The following is a 20,082-nucleotide window of genomic DNA, read 5'->3' on the forward strand; positions in this document are numbered from 1 at the left end:
TACCCTGAAGTCTTAAATCAAAAAGACGCAAGGCACCGAAACCAAGCGCCAGATGAAAAAGGAGAGTACCTCGCAGGGAGTAAAAGAAATTGCCAGACGTGCTAATGTATCCACCGCAACCGTGGACCGTGTGCTGCACAACCGTACCGGTGTTTCTGAAAAAACCAAAAAGCGGATCAACGAGATCATCAAGGAACTGGATTACCAGCCCAATCTGCTGGCAAGCCGCCTTGCTTCCAAAAAGATCATCAGTATCGCTGCGGTAATCCCGAAGGTATCGGAGGAAACCAACTTCTGGGAGGCGCCTTTGCGTGGTGTGAAAAGGGCGGAAGCAGAAATAAAGCAGTATGGCGTACACACGCAGGTCTTCTTTTTTGATCTGAACGACAAGGATTCTTTTTCCAGCACGATCGCCGAGGTACTGCGCGGGGATTTTCAGGGGGTGTTGATCTCGCCCTCCTATATTGAAGAGACCAAAAAGTTTGCGGCACAATGCGCCGAGCGCAAAATCCCATTCGTATTTCTGGATTCGGACATTCCCGATCTTCACAGTCTTTCCTACATTGGCCCGCACCTGTTCAAGAGCGGCTATGTTGGTGCGAAGCTGCTCACTTACCGGCTGGACCGCAACAAGAAAATCCTGATCATTAACATCTCCAAAGAGATTGACAATTTCAACTACCAAAAAATAGAGGAAGGTTTCAGAGGCTACTTTGCCGACCGTGGACAGCCTATGGAGATTGTCAGGATTGATATCCGGGAAACCGACTACCAGTCCGTCGCCAGGCACCTTACCTATGTTTTTCATTTGAATAAAGATATAGGCGCTGCATTCGTGACCAATTCACGCGTGCATACGGTCGCTTCTTTCCTGAAAAACAGTCACCGCACGCATGTATCGCTGATCGGCTTTGATTTTGTGACGGAAAATGTATCCTATCTTGAAAACAATGTCATCGATTTCCTGATCTGCCACCGCCCCGAAGAGCAGGGGTATCGGGGTATTATGGCCCTTTATCAGAAACTGGTTGTCAATGCGCCTGTGAGCAAGCTGAGCTATATGCCCATTGACATCGTTACCAAGGAAAACTACGAGTTTTACCAGAATTAGCCTTTCAGTACTACATAATGCAATACGGTCTCTTCGCGCTAGAACATAGGCCGATCAAAAAAACTTGCAGAATTTTCTGGATATAAATCCTCTGAAATTAGAATTATTAAATTCTTTTCTATCTTTACGGGCACGTGCCCGTAAATTCTTTTAACAAGCCTGTGGACGTCTCTCAAAACACCTTTTGCCTCGAACAATATGATGAAAGAACAAACCCTCAGGTGGCTCAAATCACTAGGCCCGGGAATGATCACTGCCGCATTGGTTTTCGGACCGAGCAAGATGACCATTACTTCGAAGCTCGGCGCGGTTTACGGCTATTCCCTTTTATGGATCGTCGTGGTGGCAATCCTGTTCATGGCAGTATTCACCGCCATGTCGACCCGCATCGGGGTGGCTACCAATCAGTCTTTGCTGGCTTCGGTAAAGCATAAGTGGGGCAATGCGGCCTCCGTAGCAATGGGCCTGGGTGTTTTTCTGGTAGCCACTTCGTTTCAGGCGGGCAATTCGATCGGACTGGGTATTGCGCTGGGCGAGCTGTATGATACTTCACCGGTACCCTGGATCATTGTCTTCAATGGATTAGGCATCGGCCTGTTGTTCTTCCGAAGCTTTTATTCCGTTCTGGAACGGACCATGATCCTCCTGATCTTCTTAATGCTTTTTTCGTTTATTACGACACTGTTCTGGGCTGATCCTGATCCTGTTAAGATCGTAAAAGGCTTTACAACACCCGTGATCCCGGAAGGTTCGCAGGGTTTGATCATTGCCTTTATGGCGTCCTGCTTTTCCATCGTGGGCGCCTTATACCAGTCGTACCTGATACAGGAAAGAATCCGTATCAATCCTGCATTGCGCAATGCCAGAAACGATAGTTCTACCGGGATTATCCTGTTGGGAGTGATGTGCAGCATTGTGATCATCTGCGCCGCAGCGATCCTGAACCCGAAAGGCATTGCAGTGAACTCGGCTTCGGATATGGCCAAGGCGCTGGAACCGATTTTTGGTGAAAATGCGTCGACGGTATTTCTGGTGGGTTTGTTTGGTGCGGCGTTTTCGTCGCTGATCGGAAATGCTTCAGTGGGCGGGACTTTGTTAGGTGATGCACTTGGGCTGGGAAGTAATTTCAGTTCAAAGTCAGTACGTTACCTGGTTGCATTGGTCATGATCGTCGGAGCATTCATTGCGATCCGCTTCGGAAAGCTGCCGCTGGAACTCATCGTTTTTGCACAGAGCGTTACCATTTTCGTGGTTCCGTTCATAGGTACTGCCATTTATATGGTCGGCAATGACAGCAAGATCATGGGCGACAAGGTCAATAGTCCGCTGGTAAAAGTTGTGGCAGGGATCGGCCTGCTGGTGATTTTCGGACTGGCGATCATCAATTCGAAAGAACTATTCTTTAATAATCCGCTTTTCAAATAACCTTTTATGATTGACATCGCTTCACTGGAAGAAAAATGGCTGAGCCCGTCAGAGGCATTGATCGAGGATATCAAGCGCATCGACGGCGACATCATGGTGCTGGGTGCAGGAGGCAAAATCGGTCCGAGCATTTGCAGGCTCGCGAAACAGGCGATAGAACGCGCCGGTCTCGACAAGCGTGTGGTGGCAGTATCGCGTTTCAGCGAACCCGGCCTGGCCGCAGAACTGAATGCAGAGGGTATTGACACCATTTCTGCCAATATCCTGGATGATACCCAGTTGCACGACCTCCCTGAAATCGAAAATGTCCTTTATCTGGCTGGTACCAAGTTTGGTACGTCTAACAACGAGCCTTATACCTGGGCCATGAACACCTACCTGCCTGGCCGTGTGGCTGAGAAGTTCCGCAGATCGCGCATTGTGGTGTATTCAACGGGCAATGTATATCCGTTTACGCCGGTGAACTCGGGTGGCGCTACCGAGGAGGTGCGTGCAAATCCGGTAGGAGAGTATGGACAGTCGTGTCTCGGCCGCGAGCGGTTATTCCAATACTTTTCATCCGTTTACGGTACACCGCTTTTGATCTACCGCCTTAACTACGCCATTGATTTCCGGTACGGCGTATTGCTTGAAATCGCCAAATCGGTACTGAATGGAAAGCCGATCGATGTAAGTATGGGGCACGTGAATGTGATCTGGCAGGGCGACGCCAACGAAATGGCGATCCGTTCGCTGCTGCATTGTGAAGCGCCGGCGAAGCTTTTGAACATTACCGGACCGGAGACGGTTTCGCTCCGCTGGCTGGCTATGGAATTCGGACGTATATTCAATACCGAACCGACATTTTTGGGCGAGGAACAGTCCACTGCACTGCTGAGCAACGCTGCGGAATCATTCCGTTTATTCGGCTATCCGCGCACCACATTGAAAGAGATGATCGGCATTACTGCGCAGTGGCTTTTGGAAGGTGGCAAGACCATCAATAAGCCCACCCATTTCCAGGAAAGAAAAGGACAGTTTTAGGAAGAAAATAGAGTTGGTATATCAGTAAAATCGCATACAAAATGTTGAACGAACAGAAGAAAAAGCTGCTGTTTGAAGGAACGGTTATTCCGGCACACCCACTTGCATTGACACGTGAGCTTCAACTGGATGAGACCAGGCAGCGCGGATTGACGCGGTATTACATGGCCAGTGGCGCGGGTGGAGTGGCGATCGGCGTGCACACGACGCAGTTCGAGATCCGTGATCCGGAGATCAATTTGTTTGAAAAAGTACTTGCGATGACGGCGGAAGAAATCGACAAGGCAGCGCTGGACAGACCATTTATCAAAGTGGCAGGGATTTGTGGTAAAACGGAGCAGGCGCTCAAAGAAGCGGACATCGCCATTCAATACGGCTACGATCTCGGACTCGTGAGCATGGCCGCATTCCGGACAGAGCCTGAGGATGAAATTATTGCACATGTAAAAAAGGTGGCTGAGAAGATTCCGGTGTTCGGGTTTTACCTGCAGGTAGCAGTCGGAGGCCGGGTTTTCAGCTACGAATTCTGGCAGAAATTTGCGGAGATACCGAATGTGACTGCGATCAAAGTAGCTGCATTTAACCGGTACCAGACACTGGACGTGGTACGCGCGGTCGCCTGCTCTTCGAGGAAAGATGAGATTGCATTGTATACCGGAAATGACGATAATATCGTGGCCGACCTGCTGACGCCGTTTGTGTTTGATGTGAATGGAGAGAAGGTAGAAAAACGGTTTGTAGGTGGTTTGCTCGGCCATTATGCTGTTTGGACAGAAAGATCAGTGCAGTTATTGGCAGATATTAAAACAGCCATAAACGGTACCAAAGAAGATATTGAAAAACTGCTCAGTGCCAATGTGGAGGTGACCGATATGAATGCCGCAATTTTCGACCCGGCGCACAACTTTCACGGCTGCATTACCGGTGTTCACGAAGTGCTCAGAAGGCAGGGGCTAATGGAAGGAATATGGACATTGAACCCCAAAGAAGACCTTTCACCAGGTCAGGCCGAGGAAATTACAAGGGTTACCGAGGCTTATCCGCATTTGGTGGACGATGAATTTGTAAGTGCATTTTTGGAGAAGGAAGTCAATCTGATCTAGTATGACATTGGTGTATCGGTTAGCAGCAGGATTGATCCTGGCGGGCATGTGGCATTTCAGGGACAGTCAAAACGTACCGCAGCAGCGGGATGCATTTGTCGATACTCCATTGAAGGTTACTACCGTAGCTTCCGGTTTGAATGTGCCCTGGGAAATGAGCTGGGGACCTGACGATCAGCTTTGGCTGACGGAACAAAGCGGCACAATCAGCAAAGTGGATCCGAAAACAGGTGCGAAAACGCTGCTTTTGAAAATTGATGAAGTGTACCGGTATCGCTCGCTGGGATTGCTCGGAATGGCGATCCACCCCGATTTCAAGCACAAACCGTTTGTGTTCGTTGATTATATGTGTAAAAAGGATTCGCTGATTACAACGAAGCTGGTCCGGTTTACCTATAAAAACAATAAGCTAACCGATCCGAAAACGCTGCTTGAAATTCCGGCGCATACCGGCCACAATGGATCCAGAATTGTTTTTGCACCCGATGGAAAACTGATGTTTGCGACCGGGGATGCGATCACGATCACCAATGCACAGAACACAAAGTCGCTGAATGGGAAGGTTTTGCGCATGAACATCGACGGTACTGCACCAGCAGATAATCCCATCAAAGGAAGCCTGGTATGGTCGTGGGGACACCGCAATATCCAGGGGCTGGTTTACGGGGTAAACGGAATGCTGTACGCCTCAGAACACGGCGACGCGCTGGAAGACGAGCTGAATATCATTCAGAAAGGCGGCAATTATGGCTGGCCCAAAGTAGAAGGTTTCTGTGATCAGCCTGCCGAGAAGCAGTTTTGTGATTCGGTTAAAGTCACTGAACCTGTAAAAGCCTGGACACCGACGATTGCACCGGCAGGAATTGCTTTTTACAATAAAAGCCTGTTCCCGGAATGGAAGAATGCCATTTTGCTTACAACCTTAAAAGAAAGCGATCTGCGCATTCTCAAACTGGATAAAACGGGTAAAAAGATCGAATCGGAAACCATTGTACTGGACGCACAGTATGGCAGGCTGCGGGACATTTGTGTAGCTCCCGATGGCAGTATCTATGTTTCCACAAGCAATCGCGACTGGAACCCGGCAACGGGATTTCCCAAGCCTGCAGACGATCAGATCCTGCGGATCACGCCCGGCATGAAGGGAGATCCTGCACCGCAAACAGCCGCATTGCCCGAGGTACCCCAGGGACAGCGGCTGTATAATCAGTATTGCGCCTCTTGCCACAAACAAAATGGGGAAGGAGTAGCCGAGGTATTTCCTCCGCTAAAAGGAACCGGGCAGGTTAAGGATAAGGAGCAGCTTATCCATATCATGCTCAACGGACTTTCGGGCAAAATAGAAGTGAATGGGAAATCTTACGACCAGCACATGCCCGCTATGTCATTTTTGACCGATGATGCGCTTGCAGGTATTGCAACCTATGTACGACAAAGCTTTGGCAACCAGCTTAGTGCAGTTTCCGGGAGTGAAGTCAAGACCGTGAGGTCCCGGTAAATTTTTTTCAAGTATCCCGGGCACGTGCACGGGACGGTGTTTTCTACATAACCAATAAACCCAATTCCGTATGAACAGATTGAAATTCTACAAAAAATGGACATTGCCGCAATTGAAATTGCCTGTCTTTTTGCTGGCGATGCTCCTGAGCGTCACCGGCTATGCGCAAAATGCCGGAGAGGTTTCCGGTATTGTTGTCGATAGTGTCGGCAATGTATCGCTGCCCGGTGTGAGCGTTGTGATCAAAGGCACAAGCAAAGGGGTTACCACCGATGCGGATGGTAAGTACCGGATACAGGCAGGCGCGGGCGATGTGCTCACATTCTCGTTTATTGGCTATGAGAAAAACGAAGTGCCGGTAGGAAGCAAATCGGTTATCAATGTGACAATGCGCCAGAACAATACGGTTTTGGATGAACTCGTGGTAGTGGGTTACGGAGCTGTAAAGAAGAGCTCTGTCACGGCAGCAGTATCCAAAGTAGAAAACACCGTGCTCGACCAGATCCCCGTGGGCAGGCCTGAATCCGTGCTGGCAGGGCGACTTGCGGGTGTAAATGTTTCACAAACAAATACTTCGCCGGGCAGCGCGCCATTGATCAGGATCCGCGGAGCAAGCTCCATTGACGCAGGTAACGATCCGTTGGTGGTGATCGACGGATTTCCGGGCGGTAGTCTGGGGAGCATCAGTACCAATGATATCGAGTCCATTGAAGTGTTGAAAGATGCCTCGGCGGCGGCGATTTACGGATCACGCGGTGCAGGCGGGGTGATTATTGTCACGACCAAAAAAGGAAAATCAGGTAAAGCGAAATTCAATTTCAATGCATACGCAGGTGTCGCGAGTCCGAAAAAGCATGGCGACTGGCTGGTAGGGCAGGAGTACTACGATTATGCGGTACGCTACCAAAACAGGGAATACACCTGGATAGGCGGAGATCCTACTTTGCCCGTTTGGAACGACCCGCGCAGGCCCAATGCATACCAGGTGAGTGATGTTTTGAAAAACGGAAACAATGTGGTTTGGGAAGATGAGGTACTTGGCAGCGCCATGGTACAGAACTACAACCTGTCGGTAGGTGGTGGAACGGACCATGTGCGTTACTATGTGTCGGGTACGCTGAAAGATGAACAGGGAACTTTGAAAAACACCTGGTACAAAAACTACGGCGTGCGCGCCAATGTGGATGTGACCGTCAACTCGGTGGTGAGCCTGGGCTTTATGCTGAACCCTTCGTATTCCAAGCGTCGATTTGCTTCGACCGACATTAATAACTATATCAAGTTTCCAAGCTTTGTAGCGGTCCAGAATCCGGACGGTACTTATCCCAATTCCCGCTCTTACTGGGGCGCAGTGGTAAGCGGACAGGCCAATCCGATGGCGACACTGGAAGGTTCGCATTACTACGGAACCACGGTCAATAACCTGGGAGAAGCGTTCTTGAACCTGAACCTGGCGAAAGGACTCTCATTACGCTCGTCGATCAGTACCAACCTGGCTTCCAACCAGACAGACCGTTTCCAGGCTTCCTGGGCGCAAAGCACCAACCTTAACTCGGGTTCGCTGGCGCAGAGCAACAGTTATAGCATCGCGAACGAAAACGTGTTGAGTTACAGCGCTACTTTCAAGGATGTGCACACATTAAGCGCAATCGCGGGTGCATCTTACCAGAAATTCAACTCGAATGCGTCAAATATGGCGGCGGTGAACGGATCGTTTAATAACGACATTATCCGCACGCTCAATAATGCGATCATCAATCCTTCCGCGACGAATTCCACACGGTCGCAGTGGGGCCTGATCTCGTATTTCAGCCGCGTGAATTATGGTTTCAAAGACAAATACCTGCTATCTGCCTCGATCCGTACAGACGGCAGCTCGCGTTTCGGACCGGATAACAAATGGGGCTATTTCCCATCTGCTTCGGTAGCGTGGCGCGTGTCGCAGGAGGAATTTATGAAGCGTATTTCGGCTGTCAGTGAACTGAAACTGCGTGCCAGCTACGGCGCGACGGGTAACTTCAACATCGGTGATTTTGAATACCTCGGGCAGATCGGCGACGTGTATTATGCGCCAAATAACACCCTTACCAAAGGCCAGACGCAGGTTTCTTATGGTAACAACAGTCTGAGCTGGGAAAAAACGTCGAGCTACGACGTGGGTCTTGAGTTAGGTTTGTTCAGAAACCGCATTAGTCTTGTCCTGGATTATTACGATAAGAAAACCAATGGTCTGCTTTACAATGTCTCCATCCCTTCCATTACCGGTTTTACAAGTTCTTTGTCCAATGTAGGAACCGTGCGTAACAAGGGTTTTGAAATTGAACTGACTACCAAAAACCTGACGGGTGCATTCAAATGGGAAACTTCGTTCAATATGGCGAAGAATGTCAATACCGTGGAAGACCTCGGCGGCGTGCAGGAACGCATTACAACAGACACTTACGGAATGGGCTGGATCCTGCGTCTTGGCCAGCCGATGTTCTCTTACTTTGGCTACAAGGTAATTGGCGTGCTGCAAAACCAGGAAGAGGTGAACAATTCGCCAGTACTGTCAGGCTCCAAGCCGGGTAATCCCAAGTACCAGGATGTAGACGGCGACGGTAAGATCACTTCGGCCGACAAGGTGATTCTCGGTAATTTCCAACCCAAAGCCTATTTCGGTCTGATCAACAATTTTGCGTGGAAGAGCTTTGACCTGAGCATTGCCATGCAAGCTTCGGTAGGTGCCAAGATCTACAATTTTGAAAATGAATATTACGAAGGTGCATTGCTGGGTGCTATGAGAAGGCCGCTGGTGGAGAGACAATGGTGGTCGCAAACGGAGACAGGAAATGGTATCACACCGGGCAGCTCGCTGAGCCAGCTTACCTACCAGTCTTCCTCCTCTGCCTACATTGAAGACGCCTCTTTCCTGGCTGTCAGGAACATCAATTTGGGCTATACCCTGCCGCTCGACCTGGTACAAAAAGCGCATCTGTCCAATTTCAGGATCTACGCTTCGCTGGCTAATCCATTCATGTTCACCAAAAAAGGATTTCACGGCTACAATCCCGAAGGATATACAAATGGTGAAATTGCGGGAACGGGCAGCAAGCCGGGTTTCAACAATGGAGCAGCGCCAATCAACCGGGTGTACACGCTGGGTATCAACTTTAATTTTTAAACTGAACCGACCATGCAAATCAGAAATAACCTCATCAAATGCTTTGCCGCGCTGGCATTGGGATTGGCCGGCTGCGAAGACAAGCTACTTAACCCGACGCCCGAATCGGTACTGACAGCCAATAACTTTTACAAGACTGCCAACGATATCAACCAGGCGGTACTTGGGATTTACAACAATCTGCAAACCCGCCGCTCGTCCGATTACCTGCTCATGGAAGTGCCGAGCGACAACCTGTATATGTCGACCAACACAACCATTGCCGGCTCCAACGACGTCGATTTCCTGACATTGAACTCGGATAATGCATTGACAGCCGCGTTCTGGAACACGACTTACAACGGGATCTTCCGCGCAAACTCGGTATTGATGAATATCGACAACCCTACGAATTATGCGGCGGGTGCCAAAGACCAGTACATCGGCGAAGCCAAGTTCATGCGCGCGCTGTACTACTTTGATCTGGTGCGTATTTTCGGCGGAGTACCCAAGGTGACCGAGAAAATCTCGATCCCCGAAGCGGCTGCATTGCCGAAAGCGAGCGAAGAAGAAATTTACGCACAGATTATCGCTGATCTGACAGACGCTGCAGCGAAATTGCCCTTGCGAAATGCGATTGCGACAGGGCGCGCGAGCAGGGGAGCGGCGGTAGGTTTGCTCGGCAAAGTGTATGTGTACCGGAAAGATTATGCCAATGCAAAAACGCAGTTTGAGAAGCTGATCAAGGATTTTGATTATGCATTGGTGAACGATTTTGCCTCGCTCTGGCAGCTTGCGACCGAGGACAACAGCGAAGTGCTTTTTACGGTAAAATACATTGACGGTACAAACGGACACAGCTTATCGACCAACTACGCACCGAATGGAGGGATCGTAGGCGTGACCGACCGCGGTGCCGAAACGTCGCTGCCTTCGTGGAGCCTGATGAAGAAATATGAGGAAGGAGACAAGCGCAAAGCGGCTACGATTCAGGAATGGTGGGTGTCGCCCGCACAGCCCAACGCGCCGGCGATCTGGTATCCTTATGTGAGCAAATATGCCGTGAAGCATTCCTATGGTGCTTCCGGGATCGATATTCCGGTGTTGCGGTTTGCAGATGTAGTGCTTCTTTACGCCGAAACGCTCAATGCGCTGGGCGATAAAGCGGGTGCATTGACCCAGCTTAACCGCGTGCGCCAGCGTGCATTCGGCAATGCAACGCACAATTACAAAGGCACCGAAGCAGCAGACTTGATGGACCTGATCCTGCTGGAACGCCAGCTGGAACTGGCTTACGAGCACGAGCGCTGGTTTGACCTGGTACGCACCGGCAAATTCACCACGGTGATGAAGCAGGAAGAAAGGCTGTACAACTATGCTTCCAAAAGTCCGGTTGTGGTGAATCTCGCCCCGCAAGCCTATATGAGCGTATATCCGATCCCGCAGGCGCAGATCGATTTGTCGTCGGGTTTAAAACAAAATAACGGATACTAGTAGCTGTGAACCCAAGCGGCCTGCGCCTCAAAAACGTCAGGCCGCTTTTTTATTAAATAAACTTCATGTTTAAGCAAAATCCGGGAAACCGGCTGGCTTCATCTAAATTCTCTGCAATTGAAATATTCATTCACTATCGCACTCAGCTTACTTCTTGTTCAATGTGTTTTCGGGCAAAAGGATATGACCAAAATGCTGCAAAATGGCATTGACAAAGCAGCTAAAAACGGCACAAACCGCTATGAGATCCCCGCAGGGCATTACCTTATTTCTGCGCCGCTGCTGATTCCCTCCAACTTCACATTGGTAGCGGATCAGAAAGCGTATATCGAACTGAAAAAATCCTGCAATCAGTACCTGCTGCGAAACAGGGATATTGTGAACGGAAACGAGAATATCAAAGTACTGGGCGGCAAATGGAATGGAAATGCATTTACGCAAACACGCACGATCCGGGACAAGGTCGAAAACTCTGATTTCTGTTTCGGAATGTTTTTTTACAAGGTCAAAAACCTGGAAGTGGGCAGCATGCAGATCGATAGCACGCGCAGCTGGGGCATTGCTTATATGGAATGCGACGATGTGCATGTACACGATGTGCGCTTCCAACAAAATCCTTTCCGGGACAGTAAACATACCAGTGCATTGACCCACAATGGCGACGGCGTGACCGGCGGAGGCAACAATGTACTGATCGAAAATATCTCAGGATTCACCAATGACGACCTGATTGCATTCGCTTCTGGCGGCGCCAGCTTTCAGGGTAAGATGTCGCCTTTCCCGGCGCGGGATTACAGCAATGTAACGGTCAGGAATATCTTTCCGGAGATGATCTACGATTCTATTCCGTCTTTGAAAGGTGTCGCATTTTATACATTTGAAAACACGCGCGTATCCAATGTCGTCATTGAAAATGTAAAGGGAAATACCGCCATGGCGTCTGTGCTGTTTTACAGTTTGTTTGATAAAAAAGGAAGTTTTTCAAATGTGAAGATCTCGAATGTAGAAGGTACCAATGTGTACAGTCGCGCGAGCCAACGCAACTTACCCCAGACCTATGCGGTACTGGCATTCAAGAATTCAGATTTCGACAAGCTGACGATCAGCAATGTAAAGCGTATTGAAAAGCGGTATTCGAACTCCACTTTTGGTTTTGATAAGGAAACGTCGGTGCAAAACCTGGAAATCAGGGACGTGAAGATTACCCATACCGGTTTTCGCGGCGAAATGTTCCTGAGCGCATCGCAGGCGGGTTTAGGCAATATTTCTATTTCCGGTATTGAAGTGGAGCGATCGGATTTGTAAATTACCGGTAGTGTAAAATCAACTTTTAAAACGATTATTCATGTATCTGTTACACGGAAAATTAACTGCAAAGCCAGGGCACGCAGATGAGCTTGCGGGCATTTTGTTAGAGGCAGCTCAACTGGTCTCTGATGCAAGAGGATGTAAGCTCTACGTAATCGGAAAAGATGCAGCCGAACTGAACTCGGTCTATGTCACCGAGATCTGGGACAGTAAGGAAGATCATGACGATTCCCTCAAACATGATAATGTAAGAGCGCTGATATCGAGGGCAATGCCAATCCTGGACGGGTCGCCAAGCAGAGGACAGGAGCTGGAAATCCTGGGTGGAACAGGCGTGTAATTGGCTTAATTCAGCAGCGCTTCCAACTCATAGCATGTAGTTTTTGTCTTTCCTGCAGTTACCATACTCACTTAACCTGGAAGAGCAACATGACAGCCAGATTACTTGCATTCGAATTGACCTTTTGTATTGCTGCTTCGCTACACGGTTGCTCCAAAAACGAGCCGGCTGTGATGTGCACCGAAGAATTCAGATCTGTAACGCTGCTGGTGCCTGGCGACTCGCTGACAACTGCCTACACCGTCAGGTTATCTAATTCTGATACAATCCGCTATTCCCAGCGCTGGGGGCTGGGGGGTAATCATTACATTGTTCTGGACGACAGCTACCAACCAAAACTGAGTGGTGGCGTGGACAACTTCCGGTTCATCGGAACGCGGGCCGGTCAGGTGGTTGTCAGTGAAGATTACGTCATCAAAGCCGATCAATGCCATATTGAGAAAATCAGTGGCAAAACGGAGCTTTGATTTTGAAATAAAAAAGGTTATTCAAAGCGAATAACCTTTTTTATTGATTTGGCCGAAGTCGTGCCGCAACTGTTGTACTTGCCTTAACGCGCGAGTTTGATGAATTTCTTCACCTCGTTCTTACCTTGCCCACTCAGCATCCGGATCGTGTAAATTCCCGCAGGTAGCGTCTCAATTTCCAGTGTAGAGGGTTCTTCGGAAAAAGTCATGTTTCTTGAGAGGACCATTTTGCCTGCTGCATTGTAAACCTGCACCTTGCCGGAAGTAACTGTTTTCTCCACCTCAACGGTCAGCTGGTCAGCTACCGGGTTTGGATAAACCAGAAATTCTTTCAGTCCGCCCATATTCACGGTACGAATGCTGCTGAATGCAAAACTATCGTCCAGATCGATCATTTTCAAGCGGTACAGATTTTCGCCTCTGGAAGGGTTAAGATGTATGAAATCATATTTTTTAACCTCAAAACTCTCCTTGCTCGCCTGTACCTCGCCGATCGTTTCCCACGACTGACCTGAATTGTCGCTGTGCTGAATATCGAACCGGCCGCTGTTGATCTCGCTGCTTGTAGACCAGCGCAGCTGCACCGAAGTTTCCTGCTTCACGGCCGAGAAGTCAACCAATGTAACGGGCAGACTTGCGCAGGCAATTTTCACTTCATCTTCTGAATTACAGCCGGTGGCATTACCCGAAAACACTGCCGAACCCGGCGCATTATTTTCCAGATAGGCGCATATCCCCATTACCGCGCAGGTACTCAGCTCGGTGTTGTCTCTGACTTCAAGAGTGTTGCCAATGGAGGTCAGTGCGCTTAAACCACTGACGCTGGTAAGTACCACATTGGAATCCAGCGTGAAATAACCGCCTATTTGGGTCAAACTGCTCAATCCGGTAAGAGAGGTAAGCGCCTTGTTTCCTGCTATAGTAAGGTTGTTGATTACCGTACCTAAACTTTCAAGACCAGCAAGATTCGTTAAGGCGTCGTTCAGGATAATTTCCATATCACTGACGCTCTCAAATATCCCGATGCCCGACAGGCTGGTCAAGGCGGGATTGCCTACAATTGACAAAGTACCATAAGGCCCGATAGCTTCCAGATTGCTCAGGCCCTGTACGCTCGTCAATGCACTATCGCCGAAAATGACCAACCCGCCGTCAATTCTGGTCAATGCCGAAAGATCGTCGATATTGGTCAGCCCGCTGTTATTAGCTAGCAGTAAGCTCACATCACCTAACCCGCCAATTTGGGTAAGTCCATTCAAACCTCTCAGACTGGTCAGTGCCGGATTATTCAAAATTGCAAGCTGCCCTGCAATCGTCTGCAAACCTTCAAGACCTTGCAAGTCAACCAAAGAGCTGTCTGATACAATGAATAATACGCCGGCTGTGGTAAGTTTTGACAGGCTGGTGATATCCGTTAAATCCCTGTTGTCCGCGAGTGCGAATCCTAAAGGTATTTCAGTGACGTTATCGAGCCCTTGCAGACTAGTCAGCTTTTTATTGCCGAGGATCAGCAGGTTATCAACAACTGTAACTGCTTCTAACCCTTGCAGTGTGGTCAGATTAGGGTTGTTTTCAATGTCGATGTAGCTCATTGTTGAAGATAATGTCAAGCCTGACAGATCTACCAACGATTCATTTCCCAGGATATTCAGGTCAGTCACATCCGTAATGGTACCCAATCCGGTCAAATTGACCAGCAGATTGTTGTAACTGATTCGGACATACGGAGCAGACGTAAGCGTCAAACCGTTAAGCGAGGTTAATGCATCGTTTCCATCAATGGTAAGTTCGCCAACGGAAGTGATCTGACCAAGCCCGTTCAGGTCTGTCAATAATGGGTTTTCCTCGATATTAAGTGTGCCAACGACCTGGGTAACACCTGATAGTGCCAAGACGTCAGCCAACAAATCATTGTCTTCAATATTAAGGTCCCCATTGTACACCGTGATTTGTCCGATACCGGTAAGTGATGTGAGCACCGGGTTATCATCAATATCAATGGAATTCACCGAGGTGAGATTGGATAGTTCCTGAATGCTTGCCAGCAGATCGTTGTTTGAAAGTTCAAGTTCATCGCCTACTGTCGTGAGGTTTTCCAATCCCTGCAGATTCGTAATCAGCGGGAGGCCGTTAATGTAAATGTTGCCTGCGCTGGTCAATGAAGAAAGGTTACTTAACGTGGTCAGTGCCGAGAGATCATCCAGATCCAAATCCGCACCGACACTTGTTAATGCATCCAAACCGGCAAGCGTAGTCAGGGACGGATTGGCATAGATGTTCAATTCACCAGGAACGAAAGTAATGCCCGAAAGTGCCTGAATGCTGGCCAGCAGGTCATTGTCGCTCACTTGAAGCGTTCCGCCGATGGACGTGAGATTTTCCAGGCCTGCCAAACTCGTCAGCGAGGAATCCTCCTCAATATAGAGATCGCCGGCAATGCTCGTAAGCGCTGTTAGTCCCCCGATCGATGTCAGCAATTTGTTATTCATGATGACGAGATGCCCGCCCACGCTGGTGAGGTTGGTCAGGCCAAGCAGGTTCGTCAGTGCGGGGTTGTTTTGGATAAGAATTTTTTCATTTGTGCTGGTGAGCGCCATCGTTCCCAGCGTAGTCAGTGCAGGGTTATTATCAATGGTCGTGATGCCGCCTACCGTCTGCACGTTCCCCAGTCCGGCCAGGGTTGTCAGCGAGGCATTGTTCTGCACCAGATACTCACCGGGAATAGCCGTGATGCCAGTGAGGGCAGCTACTTCGCTTAATTTTAAATTGTCGTAAATCTGAACATCCGTTCCCACGCTCACAAGATTTTGTAACCCGGCCAGCGTAGTCAGCTCCTGGTTGTAGCTGATGACGAGCGCCGTCCCAATGGAGGTAATGCCGCTTAATGGAGTAAGGTCTGTAATGGGTGATCCAAACCCTCCTCCGATGATGACATAGTTCGGTATTGCGGTACATCCGGGATAGTTGGTGGGGAAGTCGTTAACCGAAGCCTGGTCCTGAAAATTCACTTCGTTGGGGCACTGTGCGAAAGACGCGAAAGGGAGCAAAAATGCAATGAAGCAGTAGAGTTTTTTCATGAAAACAGTTGAGTATAAATTTTATTTTAGAAAAATACAAAACAATCTTCATATAAGTCAGAACTATTTGATCAGCGCACGTGCCGCCGGTTTCCTCAGCGCAACCTAATGACAAAGTAGCTGTTGGAAAGCCGCCGGAAAATGACAGCAAGGAGCTTCAACATTGTTCCTTGGCGCGATTTTTTATTTTGTAAATTAAAATTGATAAAATATGCAAAACGGACCTATTCTGTACGTTGGGGGCGATGATGACGACCGGTACCTGGTGGCAGATGCACTGAAAGACAATGGATGTACCAGTCAGGTAATTAATTTTGAAAATGGCCAGGCGCTGATCGACTACCTGCGCGCTGCAACAGAAAGGCCTTTTATCATATTATGTGACCTGCATTTGCCACAGATGTCGGGCCTGGAACTGAAAGAGATCATTAACTCCGACGAGACGCTTAAAAGACGTTCGATCCCATTTATTTTCCTTTCGGATGCGGTGCATCCCCGCGATGTGGAAGATGCGTATATGTCACTGGTTCAGGGATTTTATCTCAAAGCAAAAACTTACGAAGGCCTTAAAGACCAGCTCGCGGCTATTTGCGACTATTGGGAAAAAGCAACCTTACCAGGCGAACGCACCAGTTACAGCTGAGAAATACATTGTATTTTGAAGTAATACAGACACTTGGCTGTTGTTTTCCGCAACTGTTCACAAAAAGATTCAGATCTTGCATTGAATCCAGAAAATGATTTAAAATGGCAGAGCAGGAAAGGTTAAATGCATTGAAAGGCTATGATATCCTGGATACGCTGCACGAGAAGGAATACGACGATATCACAGAACTGGCGTCGGAGATTTGCCAGACACCCATTTCCCTCATCAGTCTGGTGGACGATTCGCGGCAATGGTTCAAATCCAATTTCGGTTTGTCGGTGCGGGAGACGCCACGGGAGTACGCCTTTTGTACCCACACGATCCAGAACCCCTCACAGGTTTTCATCGTGCCCGACTCCCGCGATGATATCCGGTTTTCAGCAAATCCGCTGGTAACAGGGTACCCGAATGTGATATTTTATGCCGGAGCGCCGCTCATTGACAGCCGGGGCTTCGCGCTCGGTTCATTGTGCGTGATCGACAATCAGCCGCGGGAGCTAACCGAAAAGCAGATATCGGCTTTGCAGGTATTGGCGCGGCACGTAGTCAATCTCATTGAACTCAAAAAGGCAGACCGTGCGATGAAGGCCATGCACAAGGCGTTAACGGAAAGAAACAATGACATTGAGCGGGTGCATTTATTGATGCGCGACCGATTTTGCCAGGACCTGGAAGTAGCCGTAGGAACGTTGCAGAATGAGAATTCCGGCACGCTTGTTGCCAATAACACCCACAAGCTCACTGAAATCTCGTTAACACTGAAAGAAATGCGTACGCTGCTTGAAAAGCTGTAACCGCCATTCTTGGAGTTAACGGATTCTAAAGAAGTACCTCTAATTGCCGCAAATATGGCCATGACCAAAAAACAGGATCTGCCGCAAAAGAGCTGTGTGGTTTGTGGAAGGCCGTTTACCTGGCGTAAAAAGTGGGAAAAAGTTTGGGACGAGGTCAAGTACTGCAGTGAAAAATGCCGCCGCTCCAAATGATCGGAAGACAAGTTCCTTTTAAGCGGAACTTCGCTAGTTTGCCCGCGTCCAATGCATTGACTTCCCGAAAGTAGGCATACCCACCCAGCCGCGCACTTCCAGCCGACCGTCGCTCCCGACTTTCAGCCTGCCGCTATACCATTTGTCATTGCGCGGATCATAGATCTTGCCGCCTTCAAGCGTATGTTGATCAGTGACCGTGAAGTCTTTAAAGATCACTGCGCCTACTTCCCCATTCTTGATTGCCTTGGAAGGGTCTTTGATCCACGTGATTGTACCGCAAAATTTATTGCCGCAAGGCGCTATCGTGACTTTGGAAGTTGTCCGTCCGGGATACCAGCTGCCTTCGGTAATGTGCTTTGCCCTTGGGTTCATGGACATGAAAACGGTACTACTCAGTATAATAAGAGAATACAAAAATCTGGTACGCATCATGGAAGTTCAGTGTCAGTTTGGTAATGAATTAACCAGCTATGTAGTTAACAAAAATTCTATACCTGATTAACGTTCTTTTCGGCTAAATGGAGGCGGCGCAGGTAAGGTAAGTTTTGCTTTGTACAGAAATTCGCCGGAATATTACGGAAAGTGAGCTGCCGGGAGCGCTGATATGATGTAAATACAGCTGCAGGCTTCAAGTAGATCAGCTGCGTTTTCAGCTATTTGTAGTAATTACTTTTCATTGGATCATTGTCTGTTTGTAGTCACGGTATAAATGAGCACGAATTCCCGTCAATCCGAAGAGTCGCTTTGGAGGTCGTTTATAGCCGGTGATAATGAGGCTTTTGAGTCGCTCGTTAATCAGATCTATCCTTCCCTTTTTCACTACGGATCCAAGTTCAGCAGGGACAAAGAGCAGGTCCGCGACTGCATTCAGGATGTATTCTTAACGATCTGGGAAAGCAGAAGCAAGCTCAACGACAGCATTCCGCCCGTTCCATATCTGTTCGCTGCTTTACGAAGGAGGATCCACCGGCAAACCGACCCGCACACAGATACCCTCGATACACAATGGGAAGACCATTATTTCCAGGCCGCATTCACTGTCGAGGAAGACATGATCCGGTCGGAAGCTGCCACTGAATTGGGGCTCCGCTTTGCAGCGTTGCTCAACAACCTCCCTTCCCGCCAGAAAGAGATCATTCTCCTGAAATACTTTGAAAATTTGTCCCGCGAGGAGATTGCCGAGATCATGCAGATCAGCCCGCAATCGGTTTCCAACACCTTACAGAAGTCTTTGAAGTGGCTGAGAACCAACTGGTCGTCAGTCGTTTTTGTGATGCTGGCCGGCTTTTGTAAATATTTTTATAAAAATTTCTAATAAGCGAGGGTATCTGCCAGCAGGGTTTGTCTATAGTACGCCAAAAGCAAAAAAGCGTGCATGGAAGAATACTACCAACAGACGATTGAGGAACTGGTACTGAACGAATCTTTCCGCAATCTCATACTTCATCCGACCGGGCGCCAGCAAACCCAGTTTGAACAGTGGCTTGAAGCGCATCCTGCCGAAAGCCAGAAACTGATGGCTGCTGCGGATCTGGTCAGGGCTGTCCGCATTGAAAACAATGCACTTTCACCAGTCGACCATGCGGAAGCGGTTGAGCGTATTTTCGACCTGACAAGCCGGAAGAAGGAGACCGCCAAACTCCGTCCGCTCTACTACTGGGCATTCGGCGCAGCTGCTACATTGGCCGTTATCATCGGTTTTTATATGATACCTTCTCAAAAGCAGGCGGGCTTTGCCAGCGCGCAGCAGTCGCAGCAGGGTGCTGACCGGGAATGGATTGTCAATAATACGCCCCGCTCGAAACTGATCCAGCTGGCTGACGGAAGTACCGTCTTTCTCAAACCCGGTGGCGCTGTCCGTTACCCTGCAAATTTCGGGCCTGATCGCCGCGATGTGGAGCTGCGGGGAGAGGCATTCTTCGAAGTTGCGCCCGATAAGTCAAAACCATTTTACGTAAGTGCAGGCGGAACCATCACCAAAGTGCTTGGTACCAGTTTCAGCGTGCGGGCACTGAATGCGGAAAGCGAAACGGTTGTAGCGGTAGTTTCCGGAAAGGTGAATGTATCACGGGCAGATCAGGATACGCCCGGCCAATCGGTTCAGGTGACGCCGGGGCAACAGGTAACCGTCGGCAAAAAGAACCGCAACGTGCTAAAAGCAACACAAGCCTCGGATGACGAGATCAGCGCATTCCTGAGGTCTGCCGCGGACGGTAAAAACATACAGGTTGTCCATTACCTTGAAATCGCCCGCAAGGCCTACGATATCGATATTTCCTTTGATCCAAAGCAATTGAAAACCTGCAAAATCCGCGCGAACTTTCAAGGAATGCACCTGATGGAACAGATCGACGCGATCTGCAAAGCGATCAACGCAAACTACACCCTGGGTAACGGAGGAATCCAGATCAAATCCCCCGGCTGCTAACCCCAACTCATAAACTCTAAACTCATAAACT

General features: G+C 49.0%; 17 protein-coding genes. 15 read left to right on the forward strand and 2 right to left on the reverse strand.

What is annotated here, in order from left to right:
• Window positions 1–52 precede the first annotated feature (52 nt).
• The 10 genes from ASG33_RS15695 to ASG33_RS15740 all read left to right on the forward strand — a co-directional run bounded on the left by ASG33_RS15695 (window position 53) and on the right by ASG33_RS15740 (window position 12,911).
• Complete coding sequence (locus ASG33_RS15695; protein WP_056287275.1) at window positions 53–1,111, forward strand: LacI family DNA-binding transcriptional regulator; 1,059 nt, start codon at window positions 53–55, stop codon at window positions 1,109–1,111.
• A gap of 198 nt (window positions 1,112–1,309) precedes the next feature.
• The gene (locus tag ASG33_RS15700; protein ID WP_056287277.1) at window positions 1,310–2,536 is read left to right on the forward strand and encodes an Nramp family divalent metal transporter; all 1,227 of its coding nucleotides are present in this window, start codon (window positions 1,310–1,312) and stop codon (window positions 2,534–2,536) included.
• Between the two features lie 6 nt (window positions 2,537–2,542).
• The gene (locus tag ASG33_RS15705; protein ID WP_056287280.1) at window positions 2,543–3,559 is read left to right on the forward strand and encodes an NAD(P)-dependent oxidoreductase; all 1,017 of its coding nucleotides are present in this window, start codon (window positions 2,543–2,545) and stop codon (window positions 3,557–3,559) included.
• 41 nt (window positions 3,560–3,600) lie between these two features.
• Complete coding sequence (locus ASG33_RS15710) at window positions 3,601–4,662, forward strand: dihydrodipicolinate synthase family protein (protein WP_056287281.1); 1,062 nt, start codon at window positions 3,601–3,603, stop codon at window positions 4,660–4,662.
• A gap of 1 nt (window position 4,663) precedes the next feature.
• Window positions 4,664–6,160, forward strand: coding sequence for a PQQ-dependent sugar dehydrogenase (locus ASG33_RS15715; protein WP_229238670.1), 1,497 nt, complete (start codon window positions 4,664–4,666; stop codon window positions 6,158–6,160).
• Between the two features lie 70 nt (window positions 6,161–6,230).
• The gene (locus tag ASG33_RS15720) at window positions 6,231–9,323 is read left to right on the forward strand and encodes a TonB-dependent receptor (RefSeq protein ID WP_056287285.1); all 3,093 of its coding nucleotides are present in this window, start codon (window positions 6,231–6,233) and stop codon (window positions 9,321–9,323) included.
• Between the two features lie 12 nt (window positions 9,324–9,335).
• Window positions 9,336–10,796, forward strand: coding sequence for a RagB/SusD family nutrient uptake outer membrane protein (locus ASG33_RS15725; RefSeq protein WP_056287287.1), 1,461 nt, complete (start codon window positions 9,336–9,338; stop codon window positions 10,794–10,796).
• Window positions 10,797–10,913: 117 nt separating this feature from the next.
• A complete protein-coding gene (locus ASG33_RS15730) occupies window positions 10,914–12,101 on the forward strand; it encodes a glycosyl hydrolase family 28-related protein (RefSeq protein WP_157474798.1) in 1,188 nt (395 codons plus the stop codon).
• Window positions 12,102–12,141: 40 nt separating this feature from the next.
• Window positions 12,142–12,444 carry a putative quinol monooxygenase gene (locus tag ASG33_RS15735; RefSeq protein ID WP_056287290.1) on the forward strand — a complete coding sequence of 101 codons (303 nt, stop codon included), beginning with the start codon at window positions 12,142–12,144 and terminating at the stop codon, window positions 12,442–12,444.
• Window positions 12,445–12,533: 89 nt separating this feature from the next.
• Window positions 12,534–12,911 carry a hypothetical protein gene (locus ASG33_RS15740; protein WP_056287291.1) on the forward strand — a complete coding sequence of 126 codons (378 nt, stop codon included), beginning with the start codon at window positions 12,534–12,536 and terminating at the stop codon, window positions 12,909–12,911.
• An 83-nt stretch (window positions 12,912–12,994) separates the two neighbouring features.
• Here the strand turns inward: ASG33_RS15740 and ASG33_RS15745 are convergent, their stop codons facing one another.
• The gene (locus ASG33_RS15745; RefSeq protein WP_056287293.1) at window positions 12,995–15,988 is read right to left on the reverse strand and encodes a T9SS type A sorting domain-containing protein; all 2,994 of its coding nucleotides are present in this window, start codon (window positions 15,986–15,988) and stop codon (window positions 12,995–12,997) included.
• A gap of 211 nt (window positions 15,989–16,199) precedes the next feature.
• Here ASG33_RS15745 and ASG33_RS15750 point away from each other — a divergent pair, with 211 nt between their 5' ends.
• The 3 genes from ASG33_RS15750 to ASG33_RS25585 all read left to right on the forward strand — a co-directional run bounded on the left by ASG33_RS15750 (window position 16,200) and on the right by ASG33_RS25585 (window position 17,620).
• Window positions 16,200–16,631, forward strand: coding sequence for a response regulator (locus tag ASG33_RS15750; protein ID WP_056287295.1), 432 nt, complete (start codon window positions 16,200–16,202; stop codon window positions 16,629–16,631).
• A gap of 104 nt (window positions 16,632–16,735) precedes the next feature.
• Window positions 16,736–17,428 carry a GAF domain-containing protein gene (locus tag ASG33_RS15755; protein WP_056287296.1) on the forward strand — a complete coding sequence of 231 codons (693 nt, stop codon included), beginning with the start codon at window positions 16,736–16,738 and terminating at the stop codon, window positions 17,426–17,428.
• Window positions 17,429–17,488: 60 nt separating this feature from the next.
• The gene (locus ASG33_RS25585; RefSeq protein WP_409012535.1) at window positions 17,489–17,620 is read left to right on the forward strand and encodes a DUF2256 domain-containing protein; all 132 of its coding nucleotides are present in this window, start codon (window positions 17,489–17,491) and stop codon (window positions 17,618–17,620) included.
• Window positions 17,621–17,653: 33 nt separating this feature from the next.
• Here the strand turns inward: ASG33_RS25585 and ASG33_RS15760 are convergent, their stop codons facing one another.
• Window positions 17,654–18,055, reverse strand: coding sequence for a DUF2147 domain-containing protein (locus ASG33_RS15760; protein ID WP_082489255.1), 402 nt, complete (start codon window positions 18,053–18,055; stop codon window positions 17,654–17,656).
• A 277-nt stretch (window positions 18,056–18,332) separates the two neighbouring features.
• Between ASG33_RS15760 and ASG33_RS15765 the strand changes: the two genes are divergently transcribed.
• Window positions 18,333–18,938, forward strand: a complete 606-nt coding sequence (locus ASG33_RS15765) for an RNA polymerase sigma factor (RefSeq protein WP_056287300.1) — start codon at window positions 18,333–18,335, stop codon at window positions 18,936–18,938.
• Window positions 18,939–18,998: 60 nt separating this feature from the next.
• Window positions 18,999–20,051: a FecR family protein gene (locus ASG33_RS15770; protein ID WP_056287301.1), complete on the forward strand. Its 1,053-nt coding sequence runs from the start codon at window positions 18,999–19,001 to the stop codon at window positions 20,049–20,051.
• The last annotated feature ends 31 nt before the right edge of the window (window positions 20,052–20,082 follow it).

The sequence above is a fragment of the Dyadobacter sp. Leaf189 genome (assembly GCF_001424405.1).
Classification (GTDB): domain Bacteria; phylum Bacteroidota; class Bacteroidia; order Cytophagales; family Spirosomataceae; genus Dyadobacter.

Coding starts and splice junctions, on each gene's coding strand:
- ASG33_RS15695 (WP_056287275.1), top strand. CDS start 53: ATGAAAAAGGAGAGTACCTCGCAGGGAGTAAAAGAAATTGCCAGACGT.
- ASG33_RS15700 (WP_056287277.1), top strand. CDS start 1,310: ATGATGAAAGAACAAACCCTCAGGTGGCTCAAATCACTAGGCCCGGGA.
- ASG33_RS15705 (WP_056287280.1), top strand. CDS start 2,543: ATGATTGACATCGCTTCACTGGAAGAAAAATGGCTGAGCCCGTCAGAG.
- ASG33_RS15710 (WP_056287281.1), top strand. CDS start 3,601: ATGTTGAACGAACAGAAGAAAAAGCTGCTGTTTGAAGGAACGGTTATT.
- ASG33_RS15715 (WP_229238670.1), top strand. CDS start 4,664: ATGACATTGGTGTATCGGTTAGCAGCAGGATTGATCCTGGCGGGCATG.
- ASG33_RS15720 (WP_056287285.1), top strand. CDS start 6,231: ATGAACAGATTGAAATTCTACAAAAAATGGACATTGCCGCAATTGAAA.
- ASG33_RS15725 (WP_056287287.1), top strand. CDS start 9,336: ATGCAAATCAGAAATAACCTCATCAAATGCTTTGCCGCGCTGGCATTG.
- ASG33_RS15735 (WP_056287290.1), top strand. CDS start 12,142: ATGTATCTGTTACACGGAAAATTAACTGCAAAGCCAGGGCACGCAGAT.
- ASG33_RS15740 (WP_056287291.1), top strand. CDS start 12,534: ATGACAGCCAGATTACTTGCATTCGAATTGACCTTTTGTATTGCTGCT.
- ASG33_RS15745 (WP_056287293.1), bottom strand. CDS start 15,988: ATGAAAAAACTCTACTGCTTCATTGCATTTTTGCTCCCTTTCGCGTCT.
- ASG33_RS15750 (WP_056287295.1), top strand. CDS start 16,200: ATGCAAAACGGACCTATTCTGTACGTTGGGGGCGATGATGACGACCGG.
- ASG33_RS15755 (WP_056287296.1), top strand. CDS start 16,736: ATGGCAGAGCAGGAAAGGTTAAATGCATTGAAAGGCTATGATATCCTG.
- ASG33_RS25585 (WP_409012535.1), top strand. CDS start 17,489: ATGACCAAAAAACAGGATCTGCCGCAAAAGAGCTGTGTGGTTTGTGGA.
- ASG33_RS15760 (WP_082489255.1), bottom strand. CDS start 18,055: ATGATGCGTACCAGATTTTTGTATTCTCTTATTATACTGAGTAGTACC.
- ASG33_RS15765 (WP_056287300.1), top strand. CDS start 18,333: ATGAGCACGAATTCCCGTCAATCCGAAGAGTCGCTTTGGAGGTCGTTT.
- ASG33_RS15770 (WP_056287301.1), top strand. CDS start 18,999: ATGGAAGAATACTACCAACAGACGATTGAGGAACTGGTACTGAACGAA.